Source organism: Mesorhizobium sp. B2-4-14 (assembly GCF_006442155.1).
Lineage (GTDB): Bacteria > Pseudomonadota > Alphaproteobacteria > Rhizobiales > Rhizobiaceae > Mesorhizobium.
The window spans coordinates 104,058-119,466 of record NZ_VFVA01000007.1 but is presented as its reverse complement, the minus strand read 5'-3'; the positions used below and the strand labels follow the sequence as shown (position 1 = coordinate 119,466).

Sequence of the window (15,409 nt, the reverse complement as noted above, 5' to 3'; positions counted from 1 at the left end):
GCCGGCCAATCGGCCGGCGCGGTAGCAAGCTCAGACTGACTTGGTTCAGGCTGACTTAGTGGTGGCGATACGGCTTGCGGAGGCCGAAGCCTTCAAAACGTTTCGTGGTGGCCTTGACGCGGGCGCGTTGCGCCTCCTGATGCAGCCCGAATACTGTGGCGATCAGCATGGCAACGGTCATTGCGGTGGCGAGCATGTAGATCAGCATGTGCGTGTTCTCCTGCGCCTTACCAACGGATAGATGGGGTTTTGGTTTCATCCTATTAAGGTGCAACCTAGTGAACGCTGCGTGAAGGCTTCGTGATCAGCGTGTTCATCTGTCGTTCATGTGCCGGAAAAGGTTCACGGACATGATCTCGATCGGATTTGCCTTTGTGAGAGAGGCTCGCTAGAAGCTCCGGCATGACCGAACGCACAGCCCTCTATGCCGGCTCCTTCGACCCGCTGACCAACGGCCATCTCGATGTGCTGAAGGCGTCTCTGGCGGTTGCCGACATTGTCTATGCCGCGATTGGTATTCATCCGGGCAAGAAGCCGCTGTTCTCCTTCGAGGAGAGGGTGCACCTCATCGAAGCGGCGACGAAGGCTGAATTCGGCCGCGACGGGGGCCGCATCAAGGTGGTCGCCTTTGACGGGTTGGTCATCGATGCCGCCAGGAAACAGGGAGCCTCGATCATGATCCGTGGCCTGCGCGACGGCACCGATCTCGACTACGAGATGCAGATGGCGGGCATGAACGAGACCATGGCGCCGGAATTGCAGACGGTTTTTCTGCCCGCCAGCCCTTCGGTGCGCACCATTACCGCCACACTTGTGCGCCAGATAGCTTCGATGGGAGGCGACATCCGCCCCTTCGTGCCGGCGGCGGTTGCCGGCGCGCTCACCGCAAAATTCGCAAAATAAGTTTCCCGGAGAAGACCATGCAGCTGAAAAAGCTTGCCTCGTTCCTCGTCGTGCTCGCCGGTCTCGTGACCGCATCGGTCTCGGCCTATGCCGCCGATCCCGAGAACACCATGATCATCACGCTGAAGGACGGCGACGTGACCATCGCGCTTCGGCCCGATCTGGCGCCCAAGCATGTCGCGCAGATCAAGAAGCTCGTGCGTGAGCATGCCTACGACAATGTCGCGTTCCACCGCGTCATCGACGGCTTCATGGCCCAGACCGGCGACGTCAAGTTCGGCAACATGAAGAAGGGTTTCAATGCCCAGGCCGTCGGCACCGGAGGTTCCGATCTTCCCGACCTGCCGGCCGAATTCTCGCAGACCGAGCACTACAAGCGCGGCGTGGTCGGCATGGCCCGCTCGCAAGATCCGAACTCTGCCAATTCGCAGTTCTTCATTATGTTCGCGCCGGCGCCGCCGCTCGATGGCCAGTATACCATCGTCGGCAATGTCGTCAGCGGCATGGAACTGGTCGACAAGATTAAGAAGGGCGATGAGGCGGACAATGGCACGGTTGCCGATCCCGACCGGATGATCAAGGTGCGCATCGCCGCCGACAAATAATTCTGTTTTTGGAAAAGGATATCTGACATGGCCGAAATCAAGGACCGCGAGAACGCGCTCATCATGGAAACGACCAAGGGCGAGGTCGTCATCGAAATGTTTCCCGACCTGGCGCCCGGCCATGTCGCCCGCATCAAGGAACTGGCGCGTGAGGGTGCTTATGACGGCGTGGTGTTCCACCGCGTCATCGAAGGCTTCATGGCGCAGACCGGCGACGTCAAGTTCGGTAATTCGTCCAAGCCGACTTTCGCGCCTTCCCGCGCGGGCATGGGCGGCTCCGACAAGCCGGACCTGAAGGCAGAATTCTCCAACGCCAATCACGGCCGCGGCACCTGCTCGATGGCCCGCGCCCAGAACCCGAACTCGGCCAATTCGCAGTTTTTCATCTGCTTCGACGATGCCGCGTTCCTCAACCGCCAGTACACGGTCTGGGGCCAGGTGATCGAAGGCATGGACAATGTCGACAAGATCAAGCGTGGCGAGCCGGTGCAGGACCCCGACAAGATCGTGTCGCTGAAGGTCGCGGCTGACGTCAAGTAAGGCAGATAACAATGATGGGCGTCGTCTGGTCGCTTCTCGGCATCCTGTCCGGCGCCTTCATTGCCATTCAGGCGCCGATCAATTCGCAGTTGGCGCGCGGCCTGGGGCTCCCGGTCGCGGCGGCCGCGTTTTCGTTCCTGTCGGGCGCTATCGTGCTTGGCATCATCTCCGTCACGGTGGTGAAGCTGCAAGGCATTTCGCTCGACTGGAAGGCGCCGGCGCCGTGGCTGTTCGTTGCCGGCGGCATGCTCGGCGGCTTCTATGTCACGCTCTCGACGATTCTCACGCCGCGCATCGGCGCTGCCGCGCTGATGGCGTTCCTGGTGGCCGGCCAGCTGCTGGCCGGCATGCTCATCGACCGCGTCGGCTTCCTTGGTGTCGCGGTGCGTGAAATCTCGCTCGGCCGCGTCGCCGGCGCGGTGCTGCTCTTGGTCGGAGCACTGCTCGTCCGGCTGTTTTGATTTCCAATGCGTGTCGACCTCTTTGATTTTGACCTTCCGGAGCAGCGCATCGCGCTTCGCCCGGCAGAGCCGCGCGACAGCGCCAGGATGCTGGTGGTCAAACCGGGCGAGGCGCTCGATGACCGGACGGTTGGCGATCTGCCTTCCTTGCTCAAGGCCGGCGACGTTCTGGTGTTCAACGACACCAAGGTCATTCCGGCGCAGCTCAAAGGCATCAGACGGCGCGGCGAAGCGCAGGCGCAGGTCGAGGCCACGCTGCATATGCGCGTGGCGCCGGATCGGTGGCTCGCCTTCATGCGGCCAGGCAAGCGCATCGCCGCCGGCGACCGCATCCATTTTGGCCATGACGGCAATTCCTGTTTCCTCGGCCAGCTCGATGCGACGGTGATCGAGAAAGGCGAGGGCGGCGAGGCGCTGCTCGGCTTCGACCTGTCGGGGCCTTTCCTCGACGAGGCGTTGCACGCCGTCGGCCACATTCCGCTGCCGCCCTACATCGCCTCGAAGCGCGACGACGACGAGCGCGACCGCGCCGACTACCAGACCATCTATGCCCGCGAGGAAGGGGCGGTTGCGGCGCCTACGGCCGGCCTGCATTTCACGCCGGAGCTTTTCGCGACACTCGATGCCAAAGGGGTCGAGCGCCACTTCGTCACCTTGCATGTCGGTGCCGGCACGTTCCTGCCGGTGAAGGCGGACGACACCGCCGATCACAAGATGCATGCCGAGATCGGTTCCGTCAGTCAGGCGACCGCCGACGCCTTGAATGCTGCGAAGGCGAGGGGCGGGCGTATCATTGCCGTCGGCACGACCTCGCTGCGCCTGCTGGAGAGCGCCGCGCGCGAGGATGGCACGCTGGCTGAATGGTCGGGCCCGACAGACATCTTCATCACGCCCGGCTATCGCTTTCGCACCGCCGACATGCTGATGACCAATTTCCATCTGCCGCGCTCCACGCTGTTCATGCTGGTTTCGGCCTTCAGCGGCCTCGACACGATGCGTGCGGCCTATGCGCATGCCATCGCTAACCACTACAGGTTCTATTCCTACGGAGACGCGAGCCTGCTTTATCGCGCGCGGATGAGCCCTGCATGATCCAATGCCAGTCGCTCAACACGCAGGCGCCGTGTGCGCCAATCCATGACAGGGACTTCAATGACTAAGCCGTTCAGCTTCAAGGTTCTGGCGACCGACGGCAAGGCGCGGCGCGGTTTGATCGACATGCCGCGCGGCGAAATCCGCACGCCCGCCTTCATGCCGGTCGGCACCGGCGGTACGGTCAAGACCATGTACATGGATCAGGTGCGCGGCGTCGGCGCCGACATCATCCTGGGCAATACCTATCATCTGATGCTGCGGCCCGGCGCCGAGCGCGTGGCGCGGCTGGGCGGTCTGCACGAATTCGCCCGCTGGCCGCATCCGATCCTGACCGACAGCGGCGGTTTTCAGGTGATGTCCCTGTCGAAGCTGAGGAAACTGACCGAGAAAGGCGTTACCTTCCGCTCGCATATCGACGGCGCCCCTTACGAGATGTCGCCGGAGCGTTCGATCGAGATCCAAGGTCTGCTCGATTCCGATATCCAGATGCAGCTCGATGAATGCACGGCGCTGCCGGCCGAGTTGAAGGAGATCGAGCGCGCCATGGAGTTGTCGCTGCGCTGGGCCGAGCGCTGCAAGGTGGCGTTCGGCGACCAGCCCGGCAAGGCGATGTTCGGCATCGTACAGGGCGGCGACAACGCGGCCCTCAGGGTGCGGTCCGCGCAGGCACTAAGCGCGATGAACCTGAAGGGCTATGCGGTTGGCGGGCTGGCCGTCGGCGAGCCCCAAGCGGTAATGCTTGAAATGCTTGACATCACCTGTCCGGAGCTGCCTCAGGACAAGCCTCGCTACCTCATGGGCGTCGGCACGCCGGATGATATCCTGAAATCGGTGGCGCGCGGCATCGATATGTTCGATTGCGTGATGCCGACGCGGGCGGGCCGCCATGGCCTTGCCTACACCAGGCGCGGCAAGGTCAACCTGCGCAACGCCCGCCACGCCGATGATCCGCGCCCGCTCGACGAGGAAAGCGACTGCCCGGCGGCGCGCGATTATTCGCGTGCCTATCTGCATCATCTGGTGCGCTCGCAGGAGGCGCTCGGTGCGATGCTGCTGACCTGGAACAACCTGTCCTATTATCAGAAGCTGATGCACGACATCCGGGCGGCGATCGAGCCCGGCAGCTTCGAGACGCGCGGGGCCGAGATCACGGAGGGCTGGGCGAGGGGCGATATACCGGTGCTGTAACCGTTCAGGTGCTGAGCGAGTTCGACGCCCGCAGGCTGCAGCCGGTGATCCGGAACGTGCCGTCGGGCTGTTGCTGCAACGTGTAGACCGCCTCATAGTCCTTGCCGTCGGGTCCGACGATCAGCACCTGCTGGACGATCGAACCTGGGCTCGTCTCCTTGACCTTGCCGAAGGAGTAGGTCTGTGGCTTGCGTACCGGCGCATAGCCATTGGTGACCATGTTCATGAAGGTGTCGACGGTCGGAAAGATCTGTTTCACATTAGGGGCCGCGAAGCTGTAGGCGGTGGCGCCGTCATTGGCGATGAAGGCTTTCAGCTGACCATCTATGGCTGCCTGGGCCGCCTTGATATCGGCATCGCCGGCAGACGCCGAGGAAGCGAGTATCAGCGGAACCAAGGCGAATGCGAAAAGTGTGCGGCGCATGACCGGTCTCCCTTGTCCTCGAAAGCCGCCATTGAAAAAGCTGTCGGCGGGTATTCTAACATACGCATGACGGCGCTCCACGGTTTCAGCGTCCGCCAATATTCGTTTCCCTGCGGCAGATGCTGACGGCCAATGAGCTGGGGCTTTCCGAAGACCGCACTAACGATATTCTCGGCTCCGTAGGGTCGACATCGCCCTGTCACGCAACGACGCCCAGGCAACCGCCTTCCTGCTGCAGGGCACGCCGGCACTGGTGATCGGCGGCAGGTCCTGCAAGCGCGGCACGCCGGTTGCGCAGCTGCGCGAGGCCGTGGCGAAGGCCCGCGCCGGCTAAGTGCGCATTCCAACGCTTGAAAGGCCGCCTCCAGTCTGCCAGAAGGGCCGCTTGGACCTGGAAGTTTAGCGGGACGAAGCCATGAAGGCGTTTTTCGTGCAGATCAAATGCGAACTCGGCAAATCCTATGAGGTTGCCAGCGCGCTTGCCGATGCCGAGATCGCGTCGGAAATCTATTCCACCGCCGGCAATTACGATCTGCTCGCCAAATTCTATGTCGACGACGAGGAAGACGTCGGACATTTCGTCAACGAAAAGGTGCAGGTTCTGCCGGGTATCAAGGACACCTTCACCGTCGTCACGTTTCGCGCCTTCTAGCTACCGAGCGGATTCGCCCGGGCATCATGCAAAGCCTGAGCAAGGTGATATTTCAGCTGCCTTAAATTTAGGCAAGCGCAAGATACTGATCGGCTACACCCCTCAAATCACCGATTGCGCTTGATTTTCTCCGGCGACGCCAGTGAAATGGCGTCACAGGGGAGTATGCGATTGGCAGCGTTCGATGAAATGCTTCCGGAGGTCTCCGGACTTAGAAGACCGTATTCGGCTTATGACCGTTGGCTGAAGGAGCAGGATCCAGCCAGGCTTACCGAGAAGATGCAGGACGCCGAACGCGTCTTCCGCAAAACCGGCATCACCTTCGCCGTCTATGGCGAGCAGGAAGCCTCCGAGCGGCTCATTCCTTTCGACATCGTTCCGCGCATTATTTCCGGCCAGGAATGGCGGCGCCTGACACAAGGCATCGAACAGCGCGTGCAGGCGCTGAACGCCTTCCTCGACGATATCTACCATCGCCAGGAGATCCTGCGCGCCGGCCGTGTCCCCAAGGACCTGATCGCCAGGAACGAGGCTTTCCTGCCGGAGATGATCGGTGTGCGGCCGCCGGCCGGCGTCTACACCCACATCATCGGCGTCGATATCGTACGCATCAGCGAGGACGAGTTCTACGTTCTGGAGGACAATGCGCGCACGCCGTCCGGTGTCTCCTACATGCTGGAGAACCGCGAGACGATGATGCAGCTGTTCCCCGAGCTGTTCCAGAAGATCAAGGTGCGGCCGGTGGAGAATTACCCCCAGCTGCTGCGCCAGTCGCTGGCGGCGGTTCGCCCCCAGAGCACCAAGGGCGCGCCGACCATCGCGGTGCTGACGCCCGGTAGCTACAATTCCGCCTATTTCGAGCACGCCTTCCTCGCCGACCAGATGGGGGTTCAACTGGTCGAGGGCCAGGACCTGCGCGTTATCGACGGCCACGTCGCGATGCGCACGACCGAAGGCTATAAGCAGATCGACGTGCTCTACCGCCGTGTGGACGATTCCTTCCTCGATCCGCTGACCTTCCGGCCGGATTCGGCTCTTGGCATACCCGGCATCATGGATGTCTACCGAGCCGGCAACATCACCATAGCCAATGCGCCGGGCACCGGCATCGCCGACGACAAGGCGATCTACTCCTATATGCCCGAGATCGTCGAATTCTACACCGGCCGCAAGGCGATCCTCGGCAACATTCCTACCTGGCGCTGTTCCGAGCCGGACAGCCTCAAATATGTGCTCGAGCACATCCACGAACTGGTAATCAAGGAAGTCCATGGCTCCGGCGGCTACGGCATGCTGGTGGGACCGGCAGCGACCAAGCAGGAATGCGAGGACTTCGCCAAGAAGCTGGCCGCGAAGCCTTCCAACTATATCGCCCAGCCGACACTGGCGCTGTCGACCTGTCCGATCCTGACCGAGAAGGGGTTGGCGCCGCGCCATGTCGATCTCCGGCCCTACGTGCTGGTCTCCGACCGCATCCAGATCGTACCCGGCGGGCTGACGCGGGTTGCGCTGAAGGAAGGTTCGCTGGTCGTGAACTCCTCACAAGGCGGCGGCACCAAGGATACCTGGGTGCTGGATGATTGAGATGAGAGGGATTAGGCAGTAGGCAGTAGTAGAGGGGGACAGCGCATGCCATATCCAGTGGAGATTCAACTGTTTACTACTGACTACTCACTATTCCCTACTCACTAGCTCGAAGGGGCCGCTTCACATGCTTCTCGGCCGCACCGCCAACGGGCTCTACTGGATGAACCGCTACATCGAGCGAGCGGAAAACATGGCAAGGTTGGTCGATGCCGGCTTGCGCATGGCGCTGACCCGGACGCAGGACGCATCCGAAGAGTGGAACTCAGTGCTGCTCAGCGCCGGTTCGGATGCTGCCTTCACACAGAAATATCAGGACTACACGGCGGCCAATGTCGCCGACTTCCTTTTGCGCGACACGTCGAACCCGTCGAGCACCATGGCGTCGATCGAGACGGCCCGCAACAATGCGCGCATGGTGCGCACCGCCCTGACGCGCGAGACGTGGGAAAGCATCAACGAGGCCTGGATGGCGCTCAAGCGGATGCTGGCGAGACCGATCGACGAGCGTGATCTGCCCAGCGTGCTCGACGCCATCAAGCGCGAGACGGCGCTGATCCGCGGCTCGTTCTACGGCACCATGCTGCGCAACGAGATCTTCGACTTCTCGCAGCTCGGCACCTATGTCGAGCGTGCCGACAATACGGCGCGCATCCTCGACGTGAAATACTACGTGCTTCTGCCGTCGATCTCCTGGGTCGGTTCGACACTCGACAACTACCAATGGGAATCGATCCTGCGCTCGGTGTCGGCGCATCGCTCCTACCGCTGGGTCTATGACGCCGACTACAAGCCGACCAATATCGCCGATTACCTGATCCTCAACGTCCGCATGCCGCGATCGCTGACCTTCTGCTACCGCTTCCTGGCGGAGCATCTGAAATTCCTCGGCGACGACTATGGCGAACGCCATGCCTGCCATGCGACGGCGGAGAAAACGCAGGCGATGCTGAGAGCCGGGTCGATCAAGGACATTTTCGATGCCGGCCTGCACGAGTTCCTGGCCAATTTCATTCGCGACAACACCAGGCTCGGCGACGAGATCGCACAGGACTACAGGTTTAATTGACCATGTTGCCCAACCGAAGGACCGCGTTAGCGAAAAATGGTTGCCGGTTTTCGGGCAGGTTCATGCATCCAAACGGACGATAGCCATGCGGCTGAAGATCTCTCACCGGACCGAATACCGCTACGATGCTCCGGTCCAGTACCTGCTGCAGCGGCTGCGGCTGCTTCCGGTAAGCGGGCAGACACAGACGGTGCTGTCCTGGGCGTTGAAGGTCGACGGCGCGCGCGAGGAGGTGAGATTTACCGACCACTATGGCAACGACACCAGATTGTTGAGCGTCGAGGGCGACCACGACTTCATCACAGTCGAGGCGTCGGGCGAGGTGGTGACGCGCGACACATCAGGCGTCAGCGGTCCGCATCAGGGCTTCGCGCCACTCTGGTTGTTCGCGCAGGAGACGCCCTTGACCGCCATAGGCAGCGGCATCCGTGGTATTGCCGAAGCGGTCGGCACGGGCACCGATATCGAAAGGCTGCACCGGCTGATGGCCATCATCGGCGAGCGCGTCGCCTATACACCTGGCATCACCAATGCGGCGACCCCCGCTGAAGAGGCCCTGGCGCTGAAAACCGGAGTTTGCCAGGACCATAGCCACATCTTTGCCGCCGCCGCGCGCGCCATGGGTTTTCCGTCCCGCTATGTCAGCGGCTATCTGATGATGGAGGCGGCTGTCGAGCAGGCGGCAAGCCATGCCTGGGCCGAAGCACATGTTCCGGGCCTCGGCTGGGTTGCCTTCGATCCCGCCAATGGTATTTCTCCCGACGAGCGCTATGTGAAGGTGGCCACCGGCCGCGATTATCGTGACGCCTCGCCGGTCTCGGGAATTCGGCTGGGACAGGCGGAAGAACAGCTTGCGGTCACCGTCACGGTGGAGCAGTAATCCCTCAGGATTGCCGCCAGAAGCAATTCCAGGAAAAGTGTGAAGCGGTTTTCCGTCCGGAATTGCGTCGAGCCACTCTAGAAGAGATTCCATGACCTATTGCGTCGGCCTGAAGATCGATCGCGGGCTCGTGTTCATGTCGGACACGCGCACCAATGCCGGTATGGATTCGATCTCGACTTTCAAGAAGATGCATGTCTGGGAACAGCCGGGCGAGCGCGTCATCGTGCTGATGTCCGCCGGCAATCTGGCGACGACACAGGCCGTGGTCAGCCTGCTCGAGGAGCGCACCAAGGCCGTGGCGGACCGCCATGCCACGCTGCTCGAAACACCGTCGATGTATCAGACGGTGCGGCTGGTCGGCGACACGGTCAAGGAAGTGATCGCCCATTCGTCGCCTGTCGGCGAGAAGGCCGATTCCTATTTCAATGCCTCTTTCATCCTGGGTGGGCAGATCAAGGGCAGCCCGCCACGGCTGTTCATGATCTATCCCGAAGGCAATTTCATCGAATCGACCGACGACACTCCATTCTTCCAGATCGGCGAGACCAAATACGGCAAGCCGATCATCATCCGCGCCTATGAGCGGACGATGAGCCTTGCCGAGACCGTGAAGCTGCTTCTGGTCTCGTTTGATTCGACGCTGAAGTCGAACCTGTCGGTTGGTTTGCCGCTCGACCTTCTGTTCCTGGAGAAGGATGCTTTCCAGATCGGGCTGAAGAAACGGATCAGCCAGGACGACCAATATTATCGCGCCATTTCCGAAGGCTGGTCGAATGCGTTGAAGTCAGCCTTTGCCAGCCTGCCGGACTTTCCGGGGTAGTGCTGCCGCCAGGCCTCTCGCCGGTTGCTCCAATGTATTTAACATGTTAATTAAAGAGACGGCTGGGGCAACCGGCCCGCTCGCCGGCTATTGGGAGAAAAGCATGGACAATGAAGAGTTCCGCGACTGGTCGAGGCGGGCCGCCGACTGGGGCGCCGACTATCGCGCCAGCCTGCGCGACCGGCCGGTGCGGCCAGCGATTGCGCCGGGCGATATATTCAGGAGCATCGAGGCCTCTCCACCCGAAGCCCCGGAGCCGATGGACACGATCTTCGCCGATTTCGAAGCGAAGATCGTGCCCGGCATGACGCATTGGCAGCATCCGCGCTTCTTCGCCTACTTTCCGGCCAACGCGGCACCGGTCTCGGTGGTGGCCGAGTATCTGGTTTCGGCGATGGCCGCGCAATGCATGCTATGGCAGACCTCTCCGGCGGCAACCGAGCTTGAAACGCGGACCGTCGACTGGATGCGCCAGGCGCTCGGCCTACCGGAAGGGTTCTCCGGCGTGATCCAGGATTCCGCCTCGTCGGCGACGCTCAACGCCGTGCTGACCATGCGCGAGCGGGCGCTGGACTGGCAAGGCAACAAAAAGGGACTGGCCGGACAGGCGCGGTTGCGTATCTATTCCTCCGACCAGGTGCACACGTCGATCGACCGCGCGATATGGGTTGCCGGTATCGGCGAGGACAATCTTGTCCGTATCCCGGTGGCAGGTCGCTTTCGCGCAATGGACACCGCAGCTCTTGAAGCGGCGATCGTCGCCGACAGGAAAGCCGGCCTGCTGCCGGCGGGCATCATTGCTTGCGTAGGTGGTACCAGCACGGGTGGCACTGACGACGTTGTCGCGGTCGCCGAGATCGCCAAGCGGCATGGGCTCTACCTCCATGTCGATGCGGCCTGGGCCGGATCGGCGATGATCTGTCCGGAGTACCGGCGCTTCTGGACAGGTATCGAAGGTGCGGATTCGATCGTCTTCAATCCGCACAAATGGCTGGGCGCGCAGTTCGACTGTTCGATCCAGTTCCTGCACGATCCCGAAAGCCACGTCAGGACGCTGGCCATCAAGCCCGACTATCTCAAGACGCACGGACATGACGGCATCATCAACTATTCCGAATGGTCAGTGCCGCTGGGCCGGCGCTTCCGCGCCCTGAAATTGTGGTTCCTGCTGCGCGCCCACGGGCTGGAAAACCTGCGCACCATGATCCGCAACCATGTCGCCTGGAGCGAGGGCCTTGCCGCCCGGCTGGCAAAGGAGCCTGACTTCGAGATTGTCAGCCAACCGATGCTGTCGCTGTTTTCGTTCCGGCACAAGGCTGCCGTGAACGGCGATGCCGACGAGCACAATCTGCGGCTGGTCAATGCGATCAACGATGATGGCCGCATCTACCTAACGCAGACGCGGGTCGATGGACGGGTGGCGATCCGCTTCCAGGTCGGTCAGTTCGAAGCGACCGGCGATGATGTCGATGCGGCTTTCGCTGTCATCACGGAAATCGCGCGCGGCATGGCTTGATCAACCCGGATTCGAATCGGACACGGGTGCTGGCATAATCAGGAATTTTCGTTAGCCGGCTTGCGCCTTTTCATTGGTTTCGTTTTCCGCTATAAGCAAGAAAAACGAAAATGGGAGCTGTCCAATGTATCTGTCGCCGCGTCATGCCGAGATCATCCAGATGGCCAAGGACCACGGCCGCGTGCTGGTTGACGATCTGGCCACGCATTTCAACGTGACGCCGCAGACCATTCGCAAGGACCTCAACGATCTGTGCGACCAGAGGCTGCTTTCGCGCATTCATGGCGGCGCGTTGTTCCCGTCCGGCATCGAGAACATGGAGTATGAGGCCAGGCGCAAGATCGCGGCGGACGAGAAGGAGGCGATCGGCCGCGCGGCGGCGCGACTGATCCCCGACAACGCCTCGCTTTTCATCAACATCGGGACCACGACGGAGGCGGTCAGCAAGGCGTTGCTCGATCATGATGGCTTGATGGTGATCACCAATAATATCAATGTTGCCAACAGGATGCGTATCTATCCGTCGATCGAGGTTGTGATTGCCGGTGGCGTGGTCCGCGGCTCGGACGGTGGGGTCGTCGGCGAAGCCGCGGTTGACTTCATCAGGCAGTTCAAGGTCGACTACGCCGTCATCGGCGCCTCGGCCATCGACCATGACGGCGCCTTGCTCGACTTCGATTTTCGCGAAGTGAAGGTGGCGCAGGCGATCATCGCCAATGCCAGGCACGTCATCCTGGTATCCGACCAGACCAAGTTCGAACGCACCGCGCCGGTGCGCATCGGCCATCTGTCGCAGGTCAACACCTTCATCACCGACCGCTGCGACATCCCGTCGGTGCGTAGGATATGTCAGGAGGCCGAGGTTCAGTTGATCGAGACGTCGCTTGGCTGAAACCATTCACGGTCATTTCACGGGCTCGTGATATTTCGTTTGACATTCGTTATCAGTTCGAAATAATTCCGCCACGGTTTCGCAAAAGGCCAAAAATGGTGCAATGCGAAATCGTGGAGGAGCTCAGTGGACACATCTTCGGTCCGGGACATTTTCGTCATAGGCGGCGGCATCAACGGCTGCGGCATCGCCCGTGACGCTGTTGGTCGCGGGTTCTCGGTTTTTCTCGCCGAGATGAACGACCTCGCCAGCGGAACGTCCTCGGGCTCGACCAAGCTGATCCATGGCGGCCTGCGCTATCTCGAATTCTACGAATTCCGCCTGGTGCGCGAGGCGCTGATGGAGCGCGAGGTTCTGTGGAAGAACGCGCCGCACATCATCTGGCCGATGCGCTTCGTGCTGCCCTATGCCAAGGGCCTGCGTCCCGCCTGGCTGATCAGGCTTGGCCTGTTCCTCTACGACCACATTGGCGGGCGCAAATTGCTGCCAGCGACCAGAACACTCGACATGGCGAGCGATCCGGCGGCCAAACCTCTGAAACCATTGTTCAAAAAGGCTTTCGAATATTCGGACGGCTGGGTCAATGATGCGCGCCTGGTGGCGCTCAACGCCCGCGATGCCGCCGATCGCGGCGCGACGATCCGGACCCGCACGAAGGTGATCGGAGCCCGTCGTGAAGCCGGCATGTGGGTGATCAAGATCGAGAACCTCAGGACCGGCGATACCGAGGAGGTCAGGGCCAGGCTGCTGGTCAACGCCGCCGGACCATGGGTCGACCACGTACTCTCCGACGTCGTCGGCCTCAATGACGTGCACAATGTCCGCCTCGTGCAGGGCAGCCACATCGTCATCGCCAAGAAATTCGACGATCCGCGCGCCTATTTCTTCCAGAACAAGGATGGCCGCATCATTTTCGCCATTCCCTACGAGGAAGAGTTCACCCTGATCGGCACCACCGACCGGGACTATCCCGGCGATCCGCATGACGTGAGGATCAGCGACACAGAGATCGATTATCTCTGCGCCGCGGCCAGCGAATATTTCGCTCAACCGGTCATGCGGTCCGACATCGTCTGGACCTATTCGGCAGTGCGTCCGCTCTATGATGACGGCGCGTCCAAGGCGCAGGAAGCAACGCGCGACTATGTGCTGAAGGCCGATGCCGGCGAGGGGGCCGCCCCGATCGTCAATGCCTTCGGCGGCAAGATCACCACCTACCGCCGGCTGTCGGAATCGATGCTGGAGAAGATCGAAGGGTTCCTCGGCACACGCGGCAAGCCATGGACCGCCAACGCACCGCTGCCGGGCGGCGATTTCCCGGCCACCGGTTTCGATGCGCAGGTGACGAAGCTGAAGGCGGCCTATCCGTTCCTCGATGCGCGCCTCGCCCGCCGGCTGACCCGGCTTTACGGAACGCGCGCTCAGGTTCTGCTCGGCCTTGCCAAGTCGAATGCCGAACTCGGCCGCAACTTCGGTGGTGACCTTTACGAGGCCGAGGTGCGCTATCTCGTTGAAAACGAATGGGCAGTTACGGCGGAGGATGTGCTGTGGCGCCGGACCAAGCGCGGTCTGCACCTTAACCGCGAGCAGGTCGCAGCGCTCGATGAATTCATGCGCGGCATAAGCCGCCGACATGTCGCTGCTGCCGAATGAAGAGGTTTTGAGCTGATGCAGAAAGCCTGGGAGGAGGCGTCATGCTTGAATTGAGGAACGTTACCAAGACGGTCGGTGCGGTCGAGCATATTCGCGACGTGTCGCTGACGCTTCAGCACGGCTCGCTCAACGTTCTGCTCGGGCCAACGCTTTCCGGCAAGACCAGCCTGATGCGGCTGATGGCCGGCCTCGATGTGCCGACCACGGGTTCGGTCTGGTTCGACGGCCGCGACGTCACCGGCACGCCGGTGCAGAAGCGCAAGATCGCCATGGTCTACCAGCAGTTCATCAACTATCCGGCGATGACCGTCTACGAGAACATCGCCTCGCCGCTGCGGGTGGCCGGCGTAGAGCAGGGCAAGATCGACAGCCAGGTGCGCGAGGCCGCGGCGCTGCTCAAGCTGACGCCCTATCTCGACCGCACACCGCTCAACCTTTCAGGCGGCCAGCAGCAGCGCACCGCGCTGGCGCGCGCCATCGTCAAGAATGCCAGCCTGGTGCTGCTCGACGAACCGCTGGCCAATCTCGACTACAAGCTGCGCGAGGAATTGCGGGCTGAACTGCCGAGGATCTTCGCCGCCGCCGGCACCATCTTCGTCTATGCCACCACCGAGCCGCACGAAGCGCTGCTGCTGGGCGGCAACACGGCGACGCTGTCGGAAGGCCGGATCACGCAGTTCGGACCGACGATCGATGTTTTCCGCAAGCCGATCGATCTGGTGACGGCCAGGACATTCGCCGATCCGCCGCTCAACACCATCGTGCTGGCCAAGAAGGGGCCCGACTTCCTGCTGGAGGGCGGCGTCAAACTGCCGGTGCCGACGGAACTCGTGGGCATCGCCGACGGCAATTACACGATCGGCTTCCAGCCGCATCACCTGTCGCTCGAACGGCCTGATGCCTTGGCGGTGCCGGTGCGGGCGAAAGTCATCATCACCGAGATCACCGGCTCCGAGAGTTTCGTCCATCTCGACTTCGCCGATGCCCGCTGGGTGATGCTGACCCATGGCATCAGGGATTTCGAGACCGACGCGGTGGTCGAAGTGTTCATCGATCCGCGTCACATCATGGTCTTCGACCAGCACGGCCGCGCCGTGACCGCGCCGAAGCTGGCGGCATAGGAG

The 15,409-nt window shown here is 61.7% G+C and carries 17 protein-coding genes; 15 read left to right on the top strand and 2 right to left on the bottom strand.

Annotation, left to right across the window (positions count from 1 at the left end):
* Positions 1-55: 55 nt before the first annotated feature.
* Positions 56-208: a hypothetical protein gene (locus FJ938_RS09115; protein WP_140607045.1), complete on the bottom strand. Its 153-nt coding sequence runs from the start codon at positions 206-208 to the stop codon at positions 56-58.
* Positions 209-402: 194 nt separating this feature from the next.
* Between FJ938_RS09115 and coaD the strand changes: the two genes are divergently transcribed.
* From coaD to tgt, 6 genes are all read left to right on the top strand, one after another.
* Complete coding sequence (gene coaD / locus FJ938_RS09110; protein ID WP_140607044.1) at positions 403-903, top strand: pantetheine-phosphate adenylyltransferase; 501 nt, start codon at positions 403-405, stop codon at positions 901-903.
* A gap of 110 nt (positions 904-1,013) precedes the next feature.
* Positions 1,014-1,508 (top strand): peptidylprolyl isomerase, encoded by a 495-nt coding sequence (locus FJ938_RS09105; protein WP_226890686.1) that lies wholly within the window; start codon positions 1,014-1,016, stop codon positions 1,506-1,508.
* 27 nt (positions 1,509-1,535) lie between these two features.
* Complete coding sequence (locus FJ938_RS09100) at positions 1,536-2,048, top strand: peptidylprolyl isomerase (protein WP_140607042.1); 513 nt, start codon at positions 1,536-1,538, stop codon at positions 2,046-2,048.
* 11 nt (positions 2,049-2,059) lie between these two features.
* Positions 2,060-2,509 carry a DMT family transporter gene (locus FJ938_RS09095; protein WP_140607041.1) on the top strand — a complete coding sequence of 150 codons (450 nt, stop codon included), beginning with the start codon at positions 2,060-2,062 and terminating at the stop codon, positions 2,507-2,509.
* 6 nt (positions 2,510-2,515) lie between these two features.
* Positions 2,516-3,601 carry a tRNA preQ1(34) S-adenosylmethionine ribosyltransferase-isomerase QueA gene (gene queA / locus FJ938_RS09090; RefSeq protein ID WP_140692964.1) on the top strand — a complete coding sequence of 362 codons (1,086 nt, stop codon included), beginning with the start codon at positions 2,516-2,518 and terminating at the stop codon, positions 3,599-3,601.
* Between the two features lie 60 nt (positions 3,602-3,661).
* The gene (gene tgt / locus FJ938_RS09085) at positions 3,662-4,792 is read left to right on the top strand and encodes a tRNA guanosine(34) transglycosylase Tgt (protein WP_140692960.1); all 1,131 of its coding nucleotides are present in this window, start codon (positions 3,662-3,664) and stop codon (positions 4,790-4,792) included.
* Positions 4,793-4,796: 4 nt separating this feature from the next.
* Here the strand turns inward: tgt and FJ938_RS09080 are convergent, their stop codons facing one another.
* Positions 4,797-5,216, bottom strand: a complete 420-nt coding sequence (locus FJ938_RS09080; RefSeq protein WP_140607038.1) for a DUF4864 domain-containing protein — start codon at positions 5,214-5,216, stop codon at positions 4,797-4,799.
* A 415-nt stretch (positions 5,217-5,631) separates the two neighbouring features.
* On the opposite strand from FJ938_RS09080, the gene FJ938_RS09075 reads away from it, so the two are divergent.
* The 9 genes from FJ938_RS09075 to FJ938_RS09035 all read left to right on the top strand — a co-directional run bounded on the left by FJ938_RS09075 (position 5,632) and on the right by FJ938_RS09035 (position 15,406).
* Entirely contained in the window at positions 5,632-5,868 is a 237-nt protein-coding gene (locus FJ938_RS09075; RefSeq protein WP_091574954.1) for an Lrp/AsnC family transcriptional regulator, read from the top strand.
* Positions 5,869-6,039: 171 nt separating this feature from the next.
* Positions 6,040-7,452 (top strand): circularly permuted type 2 ATP-grasp protein, encoded by a 1,413-nt coding sequence (locus FJ938_RS09070; RefSeq protein ID WP_181169038.1) that lies wholly within the window; start codon positions 6,040-6,042, stop codon positions 7,450-7,452.
* Between the two features lie 127 nt (positions 7,453-7,579).
* Positions 7,580-8,521, top strand: coding sequence for an alpha-E domain-containing protein (locus FJ938_RS09065; protein ID WP_140692958.1), 942 nt, complete (start codon positions 7,580-7,582; stop codon positions 8,519-8,521).
* 85 nt (positions 8,522-8,606) lie between these two features.
* Positions 8,607-9,401, top strand: coding sequence for a transglutaminase family protein (locus FJ938_RS09060; protein ID WP_140692956.1), 795 nt, complete (start codon positions 8,607-8,609; stop codon positions 9,399-9,401).
* Positions 9,402-9,492: 91 nt separating this feature from the next.
* Entirely contained in the window at positions 9,493-10,224 is a 732-nt protein-coding gene (locus tag FJ938_RS09055) for a peptidase (RefSeq protein WP_140692955.1), read from the top strand.
* A 103-nt stretch (positions 10,225-10,327) separates the two neighbouring features.
* Positions 10,328-11,740: an aspartate aminotransferase family protein gene (locus FJ938_RS09050; RefSeq protein WP_140692953.1), complete on the top strand. Its 1,413-nt coding sequence runs from the start codon at positions 10,328-10,330 to the stop codon at positions 11,738-11,740.
* Between the two features lie 124 nt (positions 11,741-11,864).
* Complete coding sequence (locus tag FJ938_RS09045; RefSeq protein ID WP_140692951.1) at positions 11,865-12,632, top strand: DeoR/GlpR family DNA-binding transcription regulator; 768 nt, start codon at positions 11,865-11,867, stop codon at positions 12,630-12,632.
* 126 nt (positions 12,633-12,758) lie between these two features.
* On the top strand, positions 12,759-14,285 hold the full coding sequence (gene glpD / locus FJ938_RS09040) for a glycerol-3-phosphate dehydrogenase (RefSeq protein WP_140692949.1): 1,527 nt from the start codon (positions 12,759-12,761) through the stop codon (positions 14,283-14,285).
* Positions 14,286-14,326: 41 nt separating this feature from the next.
* Positions 14,327-15,406, top strand: coding sequence for an ABC transporter ATP-binding protein (locus FJ938_RS09035; RefSeq protein WP_140692947.1), 1,080 nt, complete (start codon positions 14,327-14,329; stop codon positions 15,404-15,406).
* Positions 15,407-15,409 lie beyond the last annotated feature (3 nt).